The sequence below is a fragment of the Microbulbifer sp. ALW1 genome (genome assembly GCF_009903625.1).
Taxonomy (GTDB): Bacteria; Pseudomonadota; Gammaproteobacteria; order Pseudomonadales; family Cellvibrionaceae; genus Microbulbifer.
The window spans coordinates 2,824,195-2,844,843 of the sequence record NZ_CP047569.1; the positions used below are offsets into that span (position 1 = coordinate 2,824,195).

Genomic DNA, 20,649 nt, shown 5'->3' on the forward strand with positions numbered 1-20,649 from the left:
CCTGATCGGTTGACTGATCAACCGGTCAGGGCGTTAACGATAAGAAGAAACGCGGTGCCGGGGCTACTGTGGTTTGATCGACAGGAAAGGGTTGACCAGTTTCCCGATAAACCCTGTTAGCGCAACCGGTGCTTCTACTACTGACAGGCAAAGACATTCCTGGTCTTGGGTAGCGGTAGGGCGATGCACTTCCCCGGGCTCGCGAACCAGAAAATCCCCTCGTGAATAAACACCATCCGCATCGGAAAAACTGCCGTAGAGCACCATGGTGATCTCTTTTCCTCGGTGGCCATGTTCTGCCACTTTGTTTCCGGGGGATATGCGGTGGAAGGATACCTGGTGCTGGGACTGACCCGTTTTCAGGTAGGCCTCCTTGAGCCCTTTGGAAAGACGGCGCCATTTCAGTGCTGGATTCCGCTTCACGAGTTTTGCCACAACTTTGGGCAGGTCACTGAAAAGTGGGTCACTGGAGCCAACGTGAGTTGGCTTGTACGCAGACGGGGCGGTGCTGCCATCCCGATTCGCGGTGCTCTCCCAATCCTTTCCCTCAGAGTCACACTCATCTGTGTGCTCATCAATTCGATGCATCAAGCGTGAAAACTCTTGATCGCTGGCGGCGGGCGGTGTCTTTACCGGCACGCTGGTTGCTAGCAGGGAACCGCCAATACCATTCAGCAACTTCATCTGTGCCGAGCACTTGGGGCAGAGTTGCAGGTGTGCGGAAACTACCAGGCTGTGTGCCCAGTTCAGGCTGCCGCTGGCGTATTCCAGCAGCAAATTGTTGTCGGGGTGGTGATGAATCATGGTGACCTACCTGACAAGTGTGCTTTGTAATTTCTTCAGGGCCAGCCGCACCCGGGACTTGACTGTGCCCAGGGGGAGACCGAGCTCGGCAGAGATTTCACTGTGGGATTTTCCCTCCAGATACGCCTTTTCGATAACGTGACTCTGCTCCGCGGGAAGACTGCTTAATCCCTCGGTTACCGATGTCCTGTTGCGAGACTGTTGCAGGTAAACGAGGGGTTGGTTGTCCGCACTCTCATCCCAGATGTCCTCTACCTCGAGACTGTCGTCGGTATCCGGCTGGCGGCTTGCCCGGCGCAGGGCGTCAATCCGGCAATTACGCATTATGGTGAAGACCCAGGTGCTGGCTGCGGCCTTTTCAGGATCAAAGCTGGGCGCTTTGCGCCAAACGCGAAACATTACTTCCTGAACCAGTTCATCGGCGGCCTCGGGGGCTGAACTCTGCCCGCCGCGGCTGAACTGGAAGCCTTTGATCAGCGGGGCGAAGTGCGCAAATAAGCGCTCGAAGGCTTGGCGGTCGCGATCGCGCCCCACTTTCAGCAGTAGGTTGCTCCACTCGTCGTCTCGTGTTTGCTGAGAGGGCTGCACCTTGTAAGTCCTATATGGCCTGCGTTTTCCGTTCGGTATATCTACCATATTCCACGCTAGATTAAACGGATTGTTCCTTGGTTGTGGGGTTCTACGCGACTCCATGGTGTTTGGATCACCCGATGGGCGGCTTCCGTTAAACAGTGTGCGACTTGTCGGTCGATTTTCTGCGGGTGACTTTTAATCCATTTTTCACGTACCAGCGTAAGGGGAGCTATACAGTGGCAATTGCAACCTGAGGGACGCTGCTTATGGCTCAACTGATTGAGCGCCTGGAACATCTCTACTCGGACTTCATGCTGGCGGAACCCCAAGCCATCGCCAGCGTTTATGCGCCAGAAGTCCGATTCAAGGATCCTGTGCATGAGGTACATGGTCTGGCTGCGATGCAGGCCTATTTTGCGCAGGTCTCGCAGAACCTTGAGGAGTGTCGATTTCACTTCGATACGGTACTGATCGAGGATAACAAGGGCTGCCTTTGGTGGCATATGGTGTTCCGTCACCCGCGGTTGCGTGGTGGCAAGCAGCTTACTTTGCGGGGTAGTTCGCTTTTGCACATGGATTTGAAGACGGATCGCATCATCTTCCATGAAGACTGCTATGACCTGGGTGCCATGATCTACGAACAGGTACCACTACTCGGTTCGGTGATCCGCCATATCAAACGCGGGCTGGCGAATACCGGCATTGACGGTGTCGAGAATGGCGTGCCGCACGGGAGTGGGTCATGAGTCGTCTACAGCGCAGCGGTGACAAGAAAATTGTCTGGGTTACCGGTGCCAGTTCAGGAATCGGAAGAGCCCTGGTCAAACGATTGGCCGCAGACGGCCACTATGTGATTGTCAGTAGCCGCAACCGAGAGGCCCTGCTCGATCTACAGTTGGGGCATGCCAAGTTGATCCGGGTACTGGACTGCGATGTAGGGTCTGATACGTCCATGGTGGAGGCACAACGGCGACTGGAGGAAATCACCGATGAACTCGATCTGGTGATTGCTTGCGCCGGGATTTGTGAGTACGACGACAACCTGTCACTGGACCTTACCAGTTATAGAAGGGTGTTTGACGCTAATTTCTTCGGCGTGGTCAATACACTGCGGGTTGCTAAACCGTTGCTCGCCAATAGCCGCCAGCCGGTGTTTGCCGCCGTTGGTAGCCTATCGTCGGTGGTCGGCTTCCCCCGCGCGGAAGCCTACGGGGCTTCAAAGGCTGCGCTGGAGTACTTTATCCAATCGGTGCGCGCCGATACCTCGAAGGTGTCTTTGCGACCCGTGTTAATCCGTCCTGGATTTATCGAGACCCCGCTGACGACCCAGAACGATTTCAAAATGCCGTTTCTCATGTCGGCAGATGCCGCGGCCGAGCGCATTCTGGTCGGGTTAGAGCGCAAGCAGTCAGTGATCGATTTTCCCCGCAGGCTGAGTTGGCCGCTACGGCTTCTCAATTTGCTCAGTCCCCTGTGGTATCGCCTCTGCGCGCCCCGCATAACAAGAATCAGAAAGTTGAGGAAAGCCTGATGCGTATCGCCATTATCGGTAGTGGTATTTCCGGTTTGACTGCCGCATATTTACTGCACAAAAAATACGACATTACACTGTTTGAGGCTGACAGCCGCCTGGGCGGGCATACCGCAACCGTCGACCTGATGGAGGCGGGGCAACCGCTCGCGGTCGATACCGGATTTATCGTATTCAACGACTGGACCTACCCAAATTTCATCAAATTGATGGACCGGCTGGGCGTAAAGTCCCAGCCCACCGATATGGGTTTCAGTGTTTCCAGTGGCGACGGTGGCTTTGAGTACGCAGGAAACAACTTGAACTCCCTGTTTGCACAGCGAAGGAATCTTCTCGACGGCGGCCACTGGCGAATGTTGCGCGACATTGTGCGTTTTAACCGGGATGCGGTGGAAGACTGGAAACGCGGTGAACTGGGCGAGTCCATGAGCCTTGGGGGTTATCTGGAAAGTAACGGTTACTCAGCGGAATTTGCCAATCGCTACCTGGTGCCTATGGGTTCGGCAATCTGGTCGGCGAGTATGTCGCAGATGTTGGATTTTTCGGTCGATTTTTTTATTCGCTTTTTCTACAACCACGGATTGCTGAATATTTTCAATCGTCCCCAGTGGCGTGTAATCAAGGGCGGTTCTCGCAGTTATATTGAGCCCCTCGTGGAACCCTTCCGTGATCGAATTCGTTTGTCGACGCCGGTAAAACAGGTCGATCGCCGGGAGCAGCAGGTAATCATTGCGTATCAGGATGCGACCGGGCGAATACAGGAAGAGGCGTTTGACCAAGTGATTTTTGGTTGTCACTCGGATCAGGCGCTGGCTTTGCTTGGCGATCCAGCACCGTCAGAGCGGGAAGTGCTCGGTGCCATTCCCTATGAGCAGAATTCTGTCGTGCTGCATACGGATACCCGGTTGCTTCCGCAGCGGCAGGCTGCCTGGGCCAGCTGGAACTACCGCCTTCAGGGCGCGCAGGACCGGCTGCCGGTGTTGACTTATAACATGAACATTTTGCAGCGGCTGAAAACGCGAAAAACCTATTGCGTTACGCTCAATGCCGACGACGCCATCGATCCTGATAAAGTGATCGGTAAATTCGAATACGCCCATCCACAGTTTTCAGCGCAGGGGAATCGGGCGCAGGCGCGTTGGTCAGAAATCAACGGGCATAACCGCACCTGGTATTGCGGTGCTTACTGGGCCAATGGATTCCACGAAGATGGCGTTGTCAGCGCCATTCGGGTCGCCAAAGGTCTGGGAGTTGAATTCTAGTGCGCAGCGGCCTATACACTGGCTGGATTCAGCACAGACGTTACCAACCGCGGGCACACAGCTTTCGTTACCGCGGATTTATGGTGTACGCCTTTCTCGATGAGCTGCCCGAAATACTGGCAAGCTCCCGCCTGTGGTCTGATCACCGGTTTGCTCCCGCGCGTTACCGCAGGCAGGACTTTTTTGGTGATCCGGCGATTCCGCTGGACGAAGCCGTTCGTAACCGGGTTGAGGAGGCAACAGGTGTCCGCCCCACCGGGCCAATCGCGTTTCTCGCGAACTGGCGCTATTTTGGCTACAACATGAACCCCATCAGTATCTATTACTGTTTTGACGATACTGGCGAGCGTGTTCAGACACTGCTGGTGGATGTTCACAATACACCGTGGAATGAACGCCATGGTTATGTACTGCCGGTGTCTCCTAACGGACGCGTGCAAAAGGCGCTGTTTAAAAAAGAGCTGCATGTTTCGCCGTTTATGCCCTTGGATCAGTTCTACCAATGGCGCAGCACTACCCCGGGAGACCGGCTTACGGTGAGTATCCGCTCCATGGAGGCGGGGGACTGTGTATTTGATGCCTGCATGAGCCTGAAACGGGAAGAAATCAGTGCGCAGGCGCTGAGAAATAAACTGATCCAGTTTCCACTGTTTACCGTAAAAATCATCAGCGCAATTTACTGGCAGGCGATGAAGCTCTTCATTAAACGGGTACCTGTGGTTACTCATCCAGACAAAGTTTCTTGATAGATTGACGGTACGCTAGTGAAACATCAGTCACTCGCGAATGCGCGCAAAGATCGCAAAAATAGTACAACGTAAAGCATTGTTTTGAGCACTACTTTGAGCACTACAGGAAGCGGAGATTGGCACCTATGAAATCGGGTTATAAATTGGCGGAAAACCTGTCCTCTTGGCACAAGTCGGGTATCCCTTCGGCAGGTCCGAACAATCACTCGACCGGTGCTCAGGGTGTAGCTGCAAGTATCGAGCAGTCAGATTACCCGGTCATCAGCGGTGGTGCCGCAGCGGTGCCCGCACCATCAATGCACTGGCTGGATCGTGTGGCCAGAAAGCTCGTGCTGGCACGCCTTGAATCTATTGAGATCGGCACTCTCTATGTGCACGAGCTTTTTGTCGGCGGTGACGGTGCCGAAGATCGCCTTCCGGCCAACGATCCGCCAGTGCTGCGCTTTGGTAAGACAGAAGGCGCATCGACGTCGTCTGTTGCGAGCGGGGAGGGGGCGGCCGATTCTGAGGCCGATTGTGAAATAGTCGCGCACATCCACGTGCGGCACCCGAATACCTACACCCAGGTATTGACCAGCGGAACTATTGGTTCTGGCGAAGCCTATATGGATGGCTTCTGGACTTCCCCGGATCTGGTGCAGGTGATCCGGCTTATGGTTGCCAACATGTCTTTGCTGGACAGTTTGGATTCCCGCTGGAGTCTGGCGCACAAGCTGGCACTCAAGGTGCTGCATCGTTTCAATGCCAATTCCCTAAAGGGATCCCGTCGCAATATTTCCGCGCACTACGATCTGGGCAATGATTTTTTCAGCCTTTTCCTCGATCCGACCATGCTCTACTCGTCGGCGGTGTTTCCCAATGGTGATGCCTGTCTTGCCGAAGCCTCCGAGTTCAAGTTGGCCAAGATCTGCCGCAAGCTGCGGTTAAAATCGTCCGATCACCTGTTGGAGATCGGTACCGGCTGGGGCGGTATGGCAGTTTACGCGGCCAAGCATTTCGGCTGCCGGGTGACCACGACCACGATATCCCGGGAGCAATACGAATACGCCAAAGCCTGGGTCGAGAGGGAAGGGCTTTCGGATCGGGTAACCCTGTTGCTAAAGGATTACCGCGAGCTTGAGGGGCAGTACGACAAGCTGGTTTCCATTGAAATGGTCGAAGCCGTCGGGCACCAGTATTACCACACCTTTTTCTCGCGCTGCAGCCAGTTACTCAAGCCCGACGGTTTGATGGTCATGCAGGCGATAACCATTCAAGACCAGCGATTCGAAAGTTACAAAAACAGCGTCGATTTTATCCAGCGCTATATTTTCCCCGGAGGCTGCCTGCCATCCAATCAGGTGGTTGCCACGCATATCGCGAGGGATACGGACATGCAGATTGTCGGCATGGACGATATCACCTTTGATTACGCCAGAACCCTGCGCTCGTGGCGCGAGGCTTTTTTTGAACGTATTGAGGAGGTTCGCTCGCAGGGGTTTGATCAGCGCTTTATCAATATGTGGGACTTTTACCTGTGCTACTGCGAGGGTGGGTTTCTTGAGCGCGTGATCAGCACTGCCCAGTTTACCTTTGCCAAACCGCGCTGCCGGACACTTCCACGCTAGCAATTTAGAAATTTAGCCCTATGTGAGTGGTGAATCGTGGCGACTCAAGCGATGAGCAGTTCCGGGAACCTGCCGCTTTGGCGGATGCTAATCAGTGGGTGCCTGTTCGAGGGGATCTGGCTCCTGTGTGTGATGGCGCCATCCAGTACGCTTATCGTGCTGTTCACGGCGGCCAACCTTCTGTGTCATCTCTGGTTATTTTGTGGCCCTAGAACTGAGAGCGGGGTGTCGCATAGGGTGTCGGATAGTGTGTTGCGTACACTGCTATGGCTGATCCTGGTCTCAACTCTGGGTGTCGTTATGGACAGCCTCCTGTTTCAGTACGGACTCTTTCAGACCCCCGACAAATTCAGCATCATCCCGCTCTGGCTTGCCATGCTCTGGGTAAACTTTGCGCTCGCATTGCGTTTCGCGTTTGTCTTTCTCCAGAAGCATCTGCTGCTTGCGGCGTTGTTCGGGTTAATCGGTGGTCCTCTTAGTTATTTCATCGGTGCTGAAATAGGCGGAAGGGTGACCCTTGCCGAACCGCTTTGGTTATCACTCGGATTACTCGGGTTTTTATGGGCCGTCTTCCTGGTGTTAATGGCCTACTGGGCCCGGCGTCGCTTTTTCAGGATTTAGCACTTTGTGAGCAGGGCCCTAGGCAATTGAAGAGGACAAGTCAGTGATGAGTGTGATCGCAGCTGCAGCATTGGTCATTAGTGGGTGTAGTGCGCCCGCTGAGATTACTGCGTCTGCGATAGTCGCGGGAAGGGCGGTGATTCCCGGAGAGACGGAGACCGTCTATTGCGAATATTTTTTGCCCCAGGACCCGGGAACAATGCATGTTCTTTACTTTGCTCCCGACGGCGAGAAGATTGCAGAGAAACGACTGGAGGCCATTGCACCCGGCAGCGCGATTCAGGAACAACGGTTGCCACAGGTGTTTCAGCAGGACTTCCGCTCCGGTGAGCTGCGCGAAACCGTGTGGGAATCTGGTGCCTGGCGAATTCGTTACCAGAAGGCGGAAAACCAGGCGCTTCGCGAAGTGGTGATTGACGATTCAGAAATTGATGTCATTGATGCGGGGTTCGATGCCTATGTGCGGGAACACTGGCAGGCGTTAGCGAGCGGCGCAGAGCTCGGATTCCTGTTTGCCTCTCCGCCCCACGGTAGAAGCATTCGCCTGCGTGCCACTTCTGTGGCTTGCGAACCTCCGGACTCGGCGCTGTGTGTGCGCGTGGATCTCGCCCAACCGCTACTGCGCTGGATCGCCGGCGGTGACATCCTGTTGCGTTACAGTACCGTTGATAGTGACGGCGTGACGAAGGACAAAAACGCGCTCGCCCCAATGCCTCGTCTGCAGCGGTTTACCGGGGTGAGTAACCTGCTGGATGACTCCGGAGAGCCCCAGCGCCTGCAGATCGATTATTTTTACCGCTGATTTTCCTCGGGCCTCCAGGGCCTCATTCAACAGCTTTTAACCCTCGCCCTGTAGACTCTATTCCAGAAAAGTCCATCCCTGGTATCAATCACTCCGTTCTTTGCAGCATCCTGTAAATGAGCAATTGGGGTGGCGCGCTTCTCTACGCTGGTCTAAACCTAAGTAGACACAGGCGACAAATGTGGTGAGGAGCGCCAATGAAACTGCCAATCAAACTGAAGGTCATGGCCGCTGTGGGCCTGAGCGCAGCAACCCTGTTGGGGTGTGCCTACCAACAGGAGCAGGTGCCAGGCGCGCGCGGAATCGTTATTGATACCTACGGCGTGAACATGCGCCAGTACCAGCTGGATCTGGCGGATTGCAATGGCCTGGCCACGGCGGCACGGCGCGATGAGGGCCGTCGAGGGCTGACGCGTGCCGCTGGCGGTGCGCTCCTCGGCGGTGCGCTGGGTGCAATCATCGGCGACACCAGCAGTGCCGCGGCTGCGGCGGCCGGAGCCGGGGCGGTAATAGGGGGTGTCAGCGGTGTTGGCAGTGCCCATGCGGAAGCCAATTACATTACGCGCAACTGCCTGCGTGGTCGCGGATACCGAGTACTCAATTAGGTAGCGGCCAAATGAGGCTAGTGCTGACTGGCCGCTGAGCGAATTCATCCCAAGTGCTATTCGGCAACTCACAGGACTTGGCTTGAGCCGGAGGATTATTCCTCCGGTTTTTTTATGTGGAAATAAAAATGGCCCGCACGTTGCCGTGCGGGCCTCACCGTTATGCCAGTGGGTTAGGGCATGACTGGAGGTGCGGGATAGGGCACTTCAATTTTGGATTTGCCATTGGTGTTGGAAATATCCATATCGCAATGGTCTTCCAGGTTGTGCTCGAAGTACGTATTTCCCTCCAGAATTTCCTGGAAGGTACTAATACGCTTCACACTACCGTTTTCACCCACCGCCGGAATATCCGCCAGTATGGTGCGACCTTTTTTGTCATGACCATGGGGAACACAAATTTGCGGGTGGTCAAATTTGCCTTCCTGATAGGCCGCGCCCCAGTCGGTCAAGCCGGTTTCCATCATCTCGATCATCGCGGCTTCACGATCGGCGCCCACATCAAAGATGCGCAGGCCGGCATCCAGATTGGCTTTGTTCAGCTTGGAGAAGCCGAAGCGCTTGTCGTCGTCCGCATCGAAGTCAACAATGGTTTTGTAGAACTCCAGCACCTGACGCAGGTTCATCTTGGCACCGTTGTGCATAAACGGTCCGGTGAACTTGGTCATGCGAATGGTTGGCGTCTTGAAGAAACCATTGCGCAGCGCCAAGTCTTCAGGAGGCACGGTTGGATCGCAGAATGCCGGGGGCGGATCCATTTCCGGGTCACACGCCAGGTTCATGGCGAAGGGTTTGGCGGAAAGGTCGCTCGGCGACTTGGGCACCTGAATGCCACCTACACCTACACCGGCCTGGAGTCGGTCCTTGATTTTTTGCAGGACTGCTCTGGATGCGGTGGAGTTGTAGGGGGAGGGCAGAGGTCCGGGCAACATGCCCATCAGCTGTGCCAGACGCGCTTTGGAGAGCGGGATCATGCCGCCGCTGCTGGTCTCTATGTCTCCGCCAACACTGACGTCTTCCTTGGTGGGACGGATGGCAATGTTGTAGAAGCCCGAGTCGTAGACACCCTGATTTTCAAAGGTATTCATCCGCTCGAGGATGGCCGGGGGCTCTTCGCCAGGTACTGGGTCACCGCCGAAGCCAACCGTGGCACTGATGGTGGCACCGGTGAACTCCGCAGAAGAGTGGCAGGCCGCACAGTCGGTAGCACCGGCCTGGAAGCGTCCCATACCCTCGTCGATGTTGGCGATAGTGGCTGCCGCTGCCTCACAGACCCGAGAGTCGTACGGTGGTGTACATCCACCGATCGCTTCGCCGGCCATCAACAGGCCACTTGCAGGCTGGTTCGGTGCTTTCGGCGCTTCGGAGCCGGTTTCCGCTTTGGGATGGATAAACTCCGCGAACTTGTAGGCACAGGAGTCGTAGGCAGCACCTGCTTCGACGGCACTGGTATCTGGCGGCAGCATCGCGGTACAGTCGGCGAAGGCGACGCCATCACCTGCTGGCTGCATGCCGGTCCAGTCAATCACCATCATGAAACGTCCGTTAACGCGTTCAAACTTGCGATCCGGTGTTCCAGCAGGGGGGCGACCCATACCCACATCGAGTTTCACCAGGACTCTGCCATCGGCACTGGTGTGTTCGATCAGGGTTTTAGGGCCGTTGTTGCCCTGCGGATCCGAATCGATCATGCCGCCCGCCATCAGGTCAACAATGGTGTTGCCGGTGGTGAGGGTTGCCTCGTAGGCTTGGACGGCAAGACCCCAGAACAAGTTGAAGTTGACCTCCATCAGGGTTCTGTTTTCCGAGTCGTAGCCACAGTAGCTCATGTCGACTTTTTCGGTAAAGTCGGAAGCTTTGCTCAGGCACACGTTGTAACCACTGCCGTCGCCCCAGAACTTCTCAAGGAAGATGTCCTTGATAAAATCGGAGTAGAGCTTGTGATCAATACCGCGCACCTGATACTCACCGGGCCCGCAGGTGGTCAGATCACCCAGCAGCGAGTCACTGCAGTTTACCCACTGCCCGTAGAGGGGGGAGAGGTGCAGTATTTTGCGGCCAAGGTTATAAGCGAGTCCGCCACCGCCACCGCGGTGGATAAATTCCATTTCAAGGTCACTGCCGGTAGGGCCAACGGCCTGGGAGGCAAGTGACGAGAATGGAATCAGCACCCCGTGCTTCTGGGCATAGTCCCCGCCGTAGTAAACACGCAATTTGGCATCCGGATCGCGGAAGCCGAGCGTGTTTACGCCGTTGAAGAACATATCCGCGCGGCCATCCCAGAAACTGCGCTGGTTGAAGATGGCGTTGTAGGTGGTAGGCGTGTTGCGCGGTTCCACCCGGCGCACGGTTTTCTGAAATAGCGGGTCGTTGGGAAAATCCACCGGGAAGAGGGCGTCTTTGTAGTCAAAGCCGTCGTCCTCTAGTTCGATGGTGCCCGCGTCCTGGCCTGACCCCGCGATAAGGCCGGTAAACAGTGTGGCGCGCACCCCTTGTGAGGAAACCACATCGTTGACATCGTAGCCCGCGATACTGTTCAGGATCGAATTGTCCACCAGCGAACCGGGTGTGCCATCCGATTGATCCGGTGTGGCGCCATTGGCCATGAGGGTGCTCTCGCTCACCGGCAAGCCGCGCGGAGAATTGGCACCACCGTACTGTGATACCGTGAGCTTTTTGTTGGCGCCTATCAGCTGGTGCGAAATGTCTCCACCGCGCAGGCCCGGACTCATGCTATTGACCTTGCGGATATCGGCACCGGAGTTGAAGTGACAGCTGGCACAGGCCTGTACCCCATCACTGCCCACCTGCATATCGAAGAAGAACAGTTTGCCCAGCTGTTGAAGCTTGGTGCGCTTGTATGGCTTGGTAATTTGCTCCCATTCCGATGGGCTGACGCCTTCACCCTGGCCGTCCAGCAGGCCCAGCATATTGACGTCGGGCACCGTGATTTTTTTCAGCGGGGGTGGATCAGCCAATGCTGGTCCGGCAATCAAGGACAACGATAATCCCCAGGCGCCGCCCCTTTGCAAAAAGGTGCGGGCAATGGACTTCCTTAGCCCGGGGGTTCGTTTCTTCTTTGGGTCTGGAGGTGCGATTGACCGGTTATCCGAATGCGGATGGCAATCGCCGTTACGGAACGGCATGGCTAGATCCCTCTCGCTGGTTACGCTAATCGATACGCCTTGTTACCTTTCAGGTTCGCTCGGCAGGCATCACCCCGAACAGTGCGCGGGTTGATTAATGATCGAGTTGAACATTTTTTAGGCAACATATAAAAAATAGAATTTCGTTTTGCATATGACAAATCGGTTTGGGGGGTACTGGTTATAACGGATGAGAAAGAAGTACCTGTCGCCCTGTGCAGCGGCAGAGAAAACCGATCAAAAATTTTTGACGGCTTGTGCGCCAAAAAGAATTATTTGGCGACGAAGAATTTTTGAAATGTGAAATAAATCAAGTATTAAGAGCGCTGATCGTCAGGCGGTCGTTCGATGGGGGATTCCGGTTAATTAAGTTTTATTCGCATCTTTGCTACGGGATAAATTGAGAAATTATTACGGGCATAATTTATTACCGGTAACGATTGCACCAAAATAGGTTATTTCACGGTGTATTTTCGTGTGCGTTTAAATCGAAAAATTATGCACATTAGCTAGAAAGGGCCATTCATTAATTTACCGGTTTTTTTGTCGCATTTTTATGCTGGTGCTTGGGGTTATTTAATCTTCTGTTTTTACATCCATTTGATTGGAGCGAGGTTTTTTAAAACACAGGGAACTATTTGACCCGAGGCCATGTGCTTGAGCGCTGGGTAAAGGGCGAAGCTGTGTTCCTGGAATGGTGGGGCATAAGGCTTTGACGTGCGATTTTTTATAATTGTTGGGCACTGCGCCATTTTTATTTTTCAGTAACTTTTTTCCTAAGCAAATAGAACTTCTCTCCTATGGCGAGGCTAGCGTCCGCGTTCAAGACTGAATATCGATTGTTCATTATTCGATCTCGTTGTACGAAATAAGATCAGTCTGCGCAGGGTAAGACGACTAATTCATCCAGTGATGTAGTTTTCGCTGTCACACACGGGTTGGTTTTAATTAGCACGGACCTTGTCTAACCAAGCAGTTTTCACCGGACAACTGAGTTTGCTGTATCGACTCGCGTGCATTCGGGTAAATCCGGGGTGATTTGGGAAGTAAAAATCGCCTTTTTTAACCTGTTTGTTTCTGAGCGGTGCTGGCGGCTCGACGGGTAATCTGTGAATCACCAAAACTGGGTGCGGGAGTGCACCCTTAGTCGGTTTGTGATGAAGGCGTTGTCGCAACTCGACTTGTTGATGTTTAAGGAGATACTCATGAAGGCGTATACCCCGATAGCCGCGGCAATCGTATTTGCTGTCAGCTCAGCTGCCATGGCTGGAGAAAATACGGCGATTCAAGTTCAGGCAGGTGGATTGAACCATGCGGATGCGGTGCAAGATAGCCCGCTTGCTTTTTATAACTTCGTTATGCAAACGCAACTTGGTTTTAAAAACAAGGCGGAAGCAATTCAGGATGGCACCGAGACCGGCAGTAAGATTTTCCAAACCCAGATCGGAAAGTTAAATAAAGCATCCTCCGTGCAGGAAGATGGCTATGGCAACCTAACCGACGTTTTGCAGCTGGGTATTAAAAACAAGGCGTTCACTGCTCAGGTGCTGACCGTGGGCAATCATGCGCTGGTCAAGCAGTTCGGTAACTACAACCGCGCTGAAATTAATCAGATGTGGGGTTACGACAACCTGGCCACAATTACCCAGGATGGAGAGGGCAACAAGGCGTGGGTTGATCAGTGGTATAGCGACTACTCTGTGGGCCTGATCAAGCAGCATGGCCAGAACAACCGTGCGCGCACCGAACAGTTCGGTACCTCTGCTTCTAATTCTTACACTTACCAGTACGGTGAAGGTAACCGCGCCAATGTGTTCCAAGGCGGCTTCTACAATGAATCCCTGATTCTTCAACACGGCGAATATAACCGAGCGAAAGTCGACCAGTGGGGCGAGGATCTGAATCAGGTCACGGTGCAGTACGGCCATGGCAACCGCGCAGTAACCATGCAGGAAGAATACGGACACAACTCCCTGACTACACAGCTGGGTTCGTATAACGTACACAAGACCATGCAGACCGGGTCTTACGAGACAGCCGTTGCCTTCCAGCTCGGTGATGCTAACAAGGGTGTGATTAACCAGTAATCTCACAGTAGTGTGATTGAACGAAAAACGGGCGCAGCTCTTTCGAGTGCGCCCGTTTTTTATTGCCCGGCTGTTTTGTTTACGCGAGGTGTTACTGCCCCAGGGTAAACAGCTGGGTATTGCCGCCGGTGGCCACGGTATTGACCGTTTTGGTTTTCTCGTTGGCAAAACGGAACAGGTAGTGCGGGCCGCCCGCTTTGGGGCCGGTACCGGACAAGCCCATGCCGCCGAACGGGTTGACGCCCACAACAGCGCCGACCATATCGCGGTTGACATAGCAGTTGCCCGCATCAATACGCTTGAAGATGGCGCCGGCACGGCCTTCGATGCGGGAGTGCAGACCGAAGGTCAAGCCGTAACCGGTCGCGTTAATGCGACGGATCACGTCTTCCAGTTCTTCTGCCTTGAAGCGCACTACGTGCAGGAAGGGGCCAAAGACTTCGCGCTTGAGCAGATTGATGTCGGTAATTTCCACGACCTGCGGGCCGAAGAAGGTTCCCTGTTGCGGACGCTTGCTTTCGTCAAACGCGAACAGCGGCTTGGCTTCTGTTGCCATGCGCTCGCGGTGTTTCTCCAGCAGCCCCAGGGCTTTTTCATCGATGACCGGGCCAATGTCGGTTTCCAGTTTCGCCGGGTCGCCCAGAGTCAGTTCTTCGCAGGCACCTTTCAGCATGTTCAGCAGGTTGTCTGCAATCACATCCTGAACGCACAGGATACGCAGAGCCGAACAGCGCTGACCGGCACTGAGGAAAGCGGACTGAATGACATCGTCCACGACCTGTTCTGGCAGGGCAGTGGAGTCCACGATCATCACGTTCTGGCCACCGGTTTCGGCGATCAGCGGCACTATGGGGCCGTCTTTCGCCGCCAGCTGCATATTGATGTGCTTGGCGGTTTCGGTGGAGCCGGTAAAGGCAACGCCGGCAACGCGCGGGTCGTCCAGCAATGGCTTGCCGATGGCGGCGCCGGTACCGGTAATCAGGTGCAGCACTTTTTGCGGGATTCCCGCTTCGTGCATCAGTTGCACTGCACGTGCGGCAATCAGCGGGGTCTGTTCTGCGGGCTTGGCCATTACCGCATTACCGGCTGCCAGTGCGGCAACCACCTGACCGGTGAAAATCGCCAGCGGGAAGTTCCAGGGGCTGATGCAGACAAATACACCGCGGCCACAAAGGCTCAGCTCGTTGCTCTCACCGGTGGGGCCGGGGAGGAGGGTCGGCTCGCTGAAATGTTTACGCGCGCCGTTGGCGTAGTAGCGACAGAAATCCACGGCTTCGCGCACTTCGCTGATGCCGTCATTCAATGTACGACCGGCTTCGCGACAGATGATCGCCACCAGCTCATTCATGTGCTGTTCGTACAGGTCGGCAACCTTGTCCAGAATCTTCGCACGGGCATTGCCGCCAAGACGGTTCCAGGCGCGCTGGTTTTCGGCGGCAGAGGCAAAGGCTTTGTCAATTTGCGCGGCGTCAGTATTGGCGGTGTGACCCACCAGTTCGCCACTGGCCGGATTCACCACCGGTATATCGGCTTTACCGGCAATACCGTCGACGATGGGGCCGCCGCTCCAGGACTGATCGGCAGAGGCGTTAACCGCATTCATCAGGGGCGCCAGCGCGATCGGGTCGGTGAGCTCGATACCGTGGGAGTTTTTGCGCGGCAGCGACTCGTGGCCGATATAAATGTCTGCCGGCACCGGGATTTCGGGGTGACGGTAGGGGTTACAGTCTTCGCTCTGCTTGAGGGTGTCCTGTACCAGCTCGCTCACCGGGGTTTTCTCGTCCATGAAACGGTTGACGAAGGAGCTGTTGGCCCCGTTTTCCAGCAGGCGGCGCACCAGATAGGGCAGCAGGTCTTTATGGGCACCGACGGGCGCATAGACACGCACCGGCGCGCGCTGGCCATGTACCGCTTCGATCTGATCGTAGAGCAGGTGGCCCATGCCATGCAGGCGCTGGAACTCATAGCCTTCGCCCGCTTTGCCGGCCATTTCCAGGATCAGGCCCACGGTGTAGGCGTTGTGGGTGGCGAACTGCGGGTAAATCGCATCCCGCGCATCCAGCAGTTTTTTGGCACACACCTGGTATGAGAGGTCGGTGTGGCATTTGCGGGTGTATACCGGGTAGTCGGTCAGGCCCATCTGCTGAGCGTGTTTGATTTCACTGTCCCAGTAGGCGCCTTTTACCAGGCGCACCATCAGCTTGCGGCCGGTATCGCGACCGAGGGCGATCAGCCAGTCCGCCACGTGGGGGGCACGCTTCTGGTAGGCCTGGAGTACAAAGCCGAGGCCTTGCCAGTCTTTCAGTTCCGGGTCGCGCGCCAGGGCTTCAAAGATATCCAGGGAGATATCCAGGCGGTCGGCTTCTTCCGCATCGATATTGAGACCCATGTCGTACTTGGCTGCGGCCAGGCACAGGGTTTTTACCTGCGGCAGCAGTTCGTTGAGCACGCGTTCACGCTGCAGTTCACTGTAGCGGGGGTGCAGGGCAGAGAGCTTGATGGAGATGCCGTTGGCTTCCACCACATCGCGTTTGTCGTTGTCGGCGCCGATGGCTTCGATGGCCATCATATAGGCGTCGAAGTAGCGCTGGGCATCCGCCATGGTGCGGGCGCCTTCGCCGAGCATATCGAAGGAGAAGCGGGTACCGGGTTTGTTCTCGGCGGGGCCGCGCTTCAGGGCTTCCTTGATGGTGCGGCCGAGCACGTACTGGCCGCCCATGATTTTCATGGCCTGCATCATGGAGGTGCGCACCATCGGCTCGCCCATACGGCTGACCAGTCGCTTCATCCAGGTGGAAGGCTTTTCGGTGATGTCCGGATCCAGTTCGACAATATTGCCGGTCAGCATCAGGCCCCAGGTGGAGGCGTTGACGAACAGGGAGTCAGATTGGCCGCGGTGGCTGGACCAGTTACCGGAGTGGACCTTTTCCGCGATCAGCTTGTCTGCAGTATCGGCGTCGGGAACCCGCAGCAGGGATTCCGCCAGACACATCAGGGCAACACCTTCCTTATTGGAAAGGCCAAATTGCTGCAGGAAGGCGTCGAGTGTGCCGCGCTTGCTGCGTTGCTCGCGGGATTTGACCACCAGCTGGCTGGCAGTGGCGAGAATCTTCTCGCGCAGGGCCTCGCCCGGGCGGGGGGCGGCCAGCAGCTCACTGACGCACTGGTTTTCGTCGGCGTGCAGGTACTCACGGGCCTTCTGGCGTGCGTTCTTCAACTCTTCGGTCAATTGGCCGGCGAACTGTGTAGGCATACGTAATTTCCTCAAAACTCCCTGGTGGAAATGGGTGCAGGATAAAAAACCGGATTATGTGGGAAATGTCCCAGAATTAATCGCCATATTGGCGAAGAGTGTGGTTAAATATAGGGCTTATCCGGTTAATCACCAGTAGGGTATTTTGCAATGTCTCGGAAATTGGAAGATCTGGATCGTATCGACCGCCAGATTCTGCGAATTCTTCAGCAAGCTGGCCGTCTTCCCAATGTGGAGCTGGCCCGCCGTGTCAATCTCAGCCCGACCCCGTGTCTTGAGCGAGTCAAGAGACTGGAGCGTGAAGGCTTTATTAAGGACTATGTCGCGCTGCTGGACCCCCTCAAGGTACATGCAGGGCTGGTGGTCTACATTCAGGTGTCTCTGACGGATACCGCGACAGAGGCGCTGGAGGCATTCAATAAGCATGTTTCCGGGCTCGAAGAGGTTCAGGAGTGCCACATGGTGGCCGGCGGTTTCGACTACCTGGTGAAAATTCGCATCAAGGATATGCTCGGATACCGGCAATTCCTCGGCGAAAAACTCGCCTCGGTACCCGGTGTGCGCGAAACCCATACCTATGTGGTGATTCAGGAAGTGAAAACCGATACTTCCGTCGCGGTTCCGGATCCGGAACCCAAGAGCGGCAAGCGCTGATTAGCCGCTTGTTGATCTGATGTAAACGAAGGCCCCTGTGTCCGGGTCTTCGTTCGTGGATGTGTAGTCAAAATGTCCCTGGTACCGCTGTGAGTTCAGATATCCGTTCAGCAGATTCTTCGGGCGCCGCCTCGGGGCAGGTCGGCCATGGAAACGGTAATCGCCGGGCCACGATATTTGCGCTGCTGGCGGTTCTCTGCTGGTCCACCGTGGCCAGTGCCTTCAAACTGTCTCTGCAATACCTGTCGCCCCTGCAACTGGTCACCATCGCCTCGGTGGTGTCGACCCTGTTGATGGCGGGGGTGGTGCTTTGGCAGGGGCGCTGGAATGAAATCGGGTCGCGCTGGCGGGCGTCGCGCGGCTGGTTTCTGGCGTTGGGCTTCTGCAATCCCTTCCTTTATTACCTGGTACTGTTCCACGCCTATGAACTGCTGCCGGCCCAGCAGGCTCAGCCGCTGAACTACACCTGGGGTGTGGTACTGGCGTTGCTATCCGTCCCGTTATTGAAGCAGAAATTGCGCCGTCAGGATTTACTGGCGGGACTGGTCTGTTACTCCGGGGTCCTGGTGATTGCCACCCAGGGCAATTTGCTGGAGCTGAAGTTTGAGCAGCCATTCGGGGTTGCCCTGGCGCTGCTCAGTACTTTCATCTGGTCCTGCTACTGGCTGCTGAATACCCGCATTGGTGGCAACGCGGCGGTCAATCTATTACTGACATTCTGCTGTGGCCTGCCGTGGCTGGCCGCCGCGGTCTGGTGGCTGGGTGATTGGCAATGGCCGCCGCTGGAGGGCTGGGCCGGCGCAGTGTACGTTGGGCTGTTTGAAATGGGCATCGCGTTTTTGCTATGGCAGGCGGCCATGCTCAGCTGCGACAACACCGCGCGTATCAGTAATTTTATTTATCTCTCACCACCACTTTCGCTACTGCTGATCGCGCTGCTGGTGGGGGAGAAAATCCATGTGGCCACCATCGCCGGGCTGGCATTGATTCTGCTGGGCGTGGCCATACAACAGGGCCTGCTGCGGCGGCTACTGTTAAAAACACAACAATAATGGAATCGCGCGGATGACAGCGCGTATACAAAGCGAGAGTCTGAGATGAATTTTGAACTGACCGAAGAGCAACAGATGATCCAGGAGGCCGCGCGCCAGTTCGCCGAGAGTGAGCTGAAGCCCATCGCCGCGGACCTGGATAAAACCGGCAATCGTCCGCTGTTTCTGCAGAAGCTTAAGGAGCTGGCAGAGCTGGGCTTTATGGGGATCAATGTGGATCCGGATTTTGGTGGCACCGGGGCCGGCACCATTGCCTTTAGTCTCGCGATTACTGAAATCGCCCGCGGCTGTGCTTCTACCGCCACCACCACATCGGTGACCAATATGGTGGCGGAAGTGATTCAGGCCATGGGTACCGACGCACAGAAAAACTATTTCCTGCCCAAAATCTGCAGTGGCGAATACGCCGCGGGCTCCTTTTGTCTGACCGAGCCCAGCTCTGGCTCCGACGCCGCCGCCATGCGTACCCGCGCGGTGAAAGACGGCGACGACTATGTGCTGAATGGCAGCAAGCTGTTTATCAGCAGCGCCGAGTTTGCCGGTGTGTTTGTGGTGTGGGCGGTGACCGATTCGGCCGCACCGAAAGGCAAGGGCATCTCCTGCTTCCTGGTCGAGGCCGGTACCCCCGGGCTGGTGATCGGCAAGGCAGAAGAAAAAATGGGGCAGAAAGCTTCTGTCACCAATGAGGTTGCGTTTGAGGATTGCCGTATTCCTGCGGCGAATATGCTTGGCGAAGAAAACCGCGGATTCCGCATTGCTGCCGGCGAGCTGGCGGGTGGGCGTATTGGTATCGGTTCTCTGGCACTGGGCATTGGCCTGGAAGCGCTGGACTGCGCGCGCACTTATCTGCAGGAGCGAGAGCAGTTCGGCAAACCGCTGGCGCAATTCCAGGGGCTGCAGTGGCAGCTCGCGGACAAATACACCGAAATGGAAGCCGCGCGTTTGTTGTTGTTACAGGCCGCCTGGCAGAAAGATGCCGGCCAGCCCTTCGGCCCGGCGGCGTCCATGGCCAAACTCTATGCGTCTGAGAAGGCCAATGAGGCCTGCTACGTGGCGCTGCAGATGCACGGTGGCGTGGGCTATACACGGGAATTCCCGCTGGAGCGGATGGCACGGGATGTGCGTATTACGACGATTTACGAAGGTACCAGCGAAATTCAGCGCTTGATTATCGCGCGGCATCTTTTGGATGGGGTGCGCTGATTTCAAATAAAAAAAGGTGGCCATGGCCACCTTTTTTTATTGCGCCATCCCGCTAAACGGCGCCGTTTTCCGGATACCCGATTTCGAGGATGTAGTAGGTCACCCACTCTTCGTTTTGTTGAACTTCGATTTCATCGTCGAGGCTCTTTCCCAGCAGGGCGCGGGCAACCGGGGAGTCCATGGAGATAAGCCCTTCCTTCACGTTGAATTCATCCGGCCCGACGATACGGTATTTAACGGTCTTGCCGTCATCATCTTCCAGTGTCACCCAGGCCCCGAAAAACACTTTGTCGCGGTCATCGGGGATGCGGTCGACCACGGTGATTTCTTCCAGGCGCTTGGTCAGGAAGCGCACCCGGCTGTCGATTTCCCGCAGTCTTTTCTTGCCGTAGATGTAATCCGCGTTCTCGCTGCGATCCCCGAGCTTGGCGGCGTCGCTCACTGCCTGGGTGACGCGGGGGCGTTCTACTTCCCACAGGTGTTTGACTTCGGCACGCATGCGTGACGCACCCTCAGGGGTGATGTAGCGTGAGCCGCGAGGGCGGGGTGGTCTCCAGCGGCCCATTAGTAATTATCCATATTGAGCATTTGGTATGTTGAATTCGGTTTTATCGGGTTTCTGATTTTAGTCACTCATTGCTTGCCGGTCGACGGAGTTTGGCCGAGAATTTTAACCATACCCGTTAATGGACTGGAGAAA

Annotated in this window: 17 protein-coding genes; 12 read left to right on the forward strand and 5 right to left on the reverse strand. The window is 55.7% G+C overall.

The window, feature by feature from the left end; translation table 11 throughout:
- Positions 1-63: 63 nt before the first annotated feature.
- On the reverse strand, positions 64-804 hold the full coding sequence (locus tag GRX76_RS11740) for a ChrR family anti-sigma-E factor (RefSeq protein WP_160153487.1): 741 nt from the start codon (positions 802-804) through the stop codon (positions 64-66).
- Between the two features lie 6 nt (positions 805-810).
- A complete protein-coding gene (locus tag GRX76_RS11745; protein WP_236250334.1) occupies positions 811-1,392 on the reverse strand; it encodes a sigma-70 family RNA polymerase sigma factor in 582 nt (193 codons plus the stop codon).
- Positions 1,393-1,643: 251 nt separating this feature from the next.
- Between GRX76_RS11745 and GRX76_RS11750 the strand changes: the two genes are divergently transcribed.
- The 8 genes from GRX76_RS11750 to GRX76_RS11785 all read left to right on the forward strand — a co-directional run bounded on the left by GRX76_RS11750 (position 1,644) and on the right by GRX76_RS11785 (position 8,554).
- Positions 1,644-2,123 carry a nuclear transport factor 2 family protein gene (locus GRX76_RS11750; RefSeq protein WP_160153489.1) on the forward strand — a complete coding sequence of 160 codons (480 nt, stop codon included), beginning with the start codon at positions 1,644-1,646 and terminating at the stop codon, positions 2,121-2,123.
- A complete protein-coding gene (locus GRX76_RS11755; protein ID WP_160153490.1) occupies positions 2,120-2,908 on the forward strand; it encodes an SDR family oxidoreductase in 789 nt (262 codons plus the stop codon). Before GRX76_RS11750 ends, GRX76_RS11755 begins: the two co-directional genes overlap by 4 nt.
- Complete coding sequence (locus GRX76_RS11760; RefSeq protein ID WP_160153491.1) at positions 2,908-4,170, forward strand: NAD(P)/FAD-dependent oxidoreductase; 1,263 nt, start codon at positions 2,908-2,910, stop codon at positions 4,168-4,170. Before GRX76_RS11755 ends, GRX76_RS11760 begins: the two co-directional genes overlap by 1 nt.
- On the forward strand, positions 4,170-4,916 hold the full coding sequence (locus GRX76_RS11765) for a DUF1365 domain-containing protein (RefSeq protein WP_160153492.1): 747 nt from the start codon (positions 4,170-4,172) through the stop codon (positions 4,914-4,916). The genes GRX76_RS11760 and GRX76_RS11765 overlap by 1 nt, the downstream gene beginning before the upstream one ends.
- Before the next feature lie 299 nt (positions 4,917-5,215).
- Positions 5,216-6,526 carry a cyclopropane-fatty-acyl-phospholipid synthase family protein gene (locus GRX76_RS11770; RefSeq protein ID WP_201276994.1) on the forward strand — a complete coding sequence of 437 codons (1,311 nt, stop codon included), beginning with the start codon at positions 5,216-5,218 and terminating at the stop codon, positions 6,524-6,526.
- Between the two features lie 84 nt (positions 6,527-6,610).
- Positions 6,611-7,147 carry a DUF2878 domain-containing protein gene (locus tag GRX76_RS11775; protein WP_255461868.1) on the forward strand — a complete coding sequence of 179 codons (537 nt, stop codon included), beginning with the start codon at positions 6,611-6,613 and terminating at the stop codon, positions 7,145-7,147.
- A 199-nt stretch (positions 7,148-7,346) separates the two neighbouring features.
- Positions 7,347-7,949, forward strand: a complete 603-nt coding sequence (locus GRX76_RS11780; protein ID WP_160153495.1) for a hypothetical protein — start codon at positions 7,347-7,349, stop codon at positions 7,947-7,949.
- Between the two features lie 197 nt (positions 7,950-8,146).
- On the forward strand, positions 8,147-8,554 hold the full coding sequence (locus tag GRX76_RS11785) for a glycine zipper family protein (RefSeq protein ID WP_236250335.1): 408 nt from the start codon (positions 8,147-8,149) through the stop codon (positions 8,552-8,554).
- 173 nt (positions 8,555-8,727) lie between these two features.
- On the opposite strand, the gene GRX76_RS11790 is transcribed toward GRX76_RS11785, so the two are convergent.
- A complete protein-coding gene (locus GRX76_RS11790) occupies positions 8,728-11,532 on the reverse strand; it encodes a cytochrome c peroxidase (RefSeq protein WP_160153496.1) in 2,805 nt (934 codons plus the stop codon).
- A gap of 1,373 nt (positions 11,533-12,905) precedes the next feature.
- On the opposite strand from GRX76_RS11790, the gene GRX76_RS11795 reads away from it, so the two are divergent.
- Complete coding sequence (locus GRX76_RS11795) at positions 12,906-13,787, forward strand: hypothetical protein (RefSeq protein WP_160153497.1); 882 nt, start codon at positions 12,906-12,908, stop codon at positions 13,785-13,787.
- 91 nt (positions 13,788-13,878) lie between these two features.
- On the opposite strand, the gene putA is transcribed toward GRX76_RS11795, so the two are convergent.
- Positions 13,879-17,040 carry a bifunctional proline dehydrogenase/L-glutamate gamma-semialdehyde dehydrogenase PutA gene (gene putA / locus GRX76_RS11800; protein WP_160153498.1) on the reverse strand — a complete coding sequence of 1,054 codons (3,162 nt, stop codon included), beginning with the start codon at positions 17,038-17,040 and terminating at the stop codon, positions 13,879-13,881.
- 150 nt (positions 17,041-17,190) lie between these two features.
- Here putA and GRX76_RS11805 point away from each other — a divergent pair, with 150 nt between their 5' ends.
- The 3 genes from GRX76_RS11805 (at position 17,191) to GRX76_RS11815 (ending at position 19,949) form a co-directional block, all read left to right on the forward strand.
- Positions 17,191-17,694: an Lrp/AsnC ligand binding domain-containing protein gene (locus GRX76_RS11805; RefSeq protein WP_160153499.1), complete on the forward strand. Its 504-nt coding sequence runs from the start codon at positions 17,191-17,193 to the stop codon at positions 17,692-17,694.
- An 89-nt stretch (positions 17,695-17,783) separates the two neighbouring features.
- Positions 17,784-18,746 carry a DMT family transporter gene (locus GRX76_RS11810; protein ID WP_236250336.1) on the forward strand — a complete coding sequence of 321 codons (963 nt, stop codon included), beginning with the start codon at positions 17,784-17,786 and terminating at the stop codon, positions 18,744-18,746.
- Positions 18,747-18,791: 45 nt separating this feature from the next.
- Complete coding sequence (locus GRX76_RS11815; protein ID WP_160153501.1) at positions 18,792-19,949, forward strand: acyl-CoA dehydrogenase family protein; 1,158 nt, start codon at positions 18,792-18,794, stop codon at positions 19,947-19,949.
- A 52-nt stretch (positions 19,950-20,001) separates the two neighbouring features.
- Here the strand turns inward: GRX76_RS11815 and greB are convergent, their stop codons facing one another.
- Positions 20,002-20,514: a transcription elongation factor GreB gene (greB, locus tag GRX76_RS11820; RefSeq protein WP_160153502.1), complete on the reverse strand. Its 513-nt coding sequence runs from the start codon at positions 20,512-20,514 to the stop codon at positions 20,002-20,004.
- Between the last annotated feature and the right edge of the window lie 135 nt (positions 20,515-20,649).

Excerpts from the sequence above, each read along its gene's own strand:
- GRX76_RS11740 (WP_160153487.1), bottom strand. The coding sequence starts at position 804 with ATGATTCATCACCACCCCGACAACAATTTGCTGCTGGAATACGCCAGC.
- GRX76_RS11750 (WP_160153489.1), top strand. The coding sequence starts at position 1,644 with ATGGCTCAACTGATTGAGCGCCTGGAACATCTCTACTCGGACTTCATG.
- GRX76_RS11755 (WP_160153490.1), top strand. The coding sequence starts at position 2,120 with ATGAGTCGTCTACAGCGCAGCGGTGACAAGAAAATTGTCTGGGTTACC.
- GRX76_RS11760 (WP_160153491.1), top strand. The coding sequence starts at position 2,908 with ATGCGTATCGCCATTATCGGTAGTGGTATTTCCGGTTTGACTGCCGCA.
- GRX76_RS11770 (WP_201276994.1), top strand. The coding sequence starts at position 5,216 with ATGCACTGGCTGGATCGTGTGGCCAGAAAGCTCGTGCTGGCACGCCTT.
- GRX76_RS11775 (WP_255461868.1), top strand. The coding sequence starts at position 6,611 with ATGCTAATCAGTGGGTGCCTGTTCGAGGGGATCTGGCTCCTGTGTGTG.
- GRX76_RS11780 (WP_160153495.1), top strand. The coding sequence starts at position 7,347 with ATGCATGTTCTTTACTTTGCTCCCGACGGCGAGAAGATTGCAGAGAAA.
- GRX76_RS11785 (WP_236250335.1), top strand. The coding sequence starts at position 8,147 with ATGAAACTGCCAATCAAACTGAAGGTCATGGCCGCTGTGGGCCTGAGC.
- GRX76_RS11795 (WP_160153497.1), top strand. The coding sequence starts at position 12,906 with ATGAAGGCGTATACCCCGATAGCCGCGGCAATCGTATTTGCTGTCAGC.
- putA (WP_160153498.1), bottom strand. The coding sequence starts at position 17,040 with ATGCCTACACAGTTCGCCGGCCAATTGACCGAAGAGTTGAAGAACGCA.
- GRX76_RS11805 (WP_160153499.1), top strand. The coding sequence starts at position 17,191 with ATGTCTCGGAAATTGGAAGATCTGGATCGTATCGACCGCCAGATTCTG.
- GRX76_RS11815 (WP_160153501.1), top strand. The coding sequence starts at position 18,792 with ATGAATTTTGAACTGACCGAAGAGCAACAGATGATCCAGGAGGCCGCG.
- greB (WP_160153502.1), bottom strand. The coding sequence starts at position 20,514 with ATGGGCCGCTGGAGACCACCCCGCCCTCGCGGCTCACGCTACATCACC.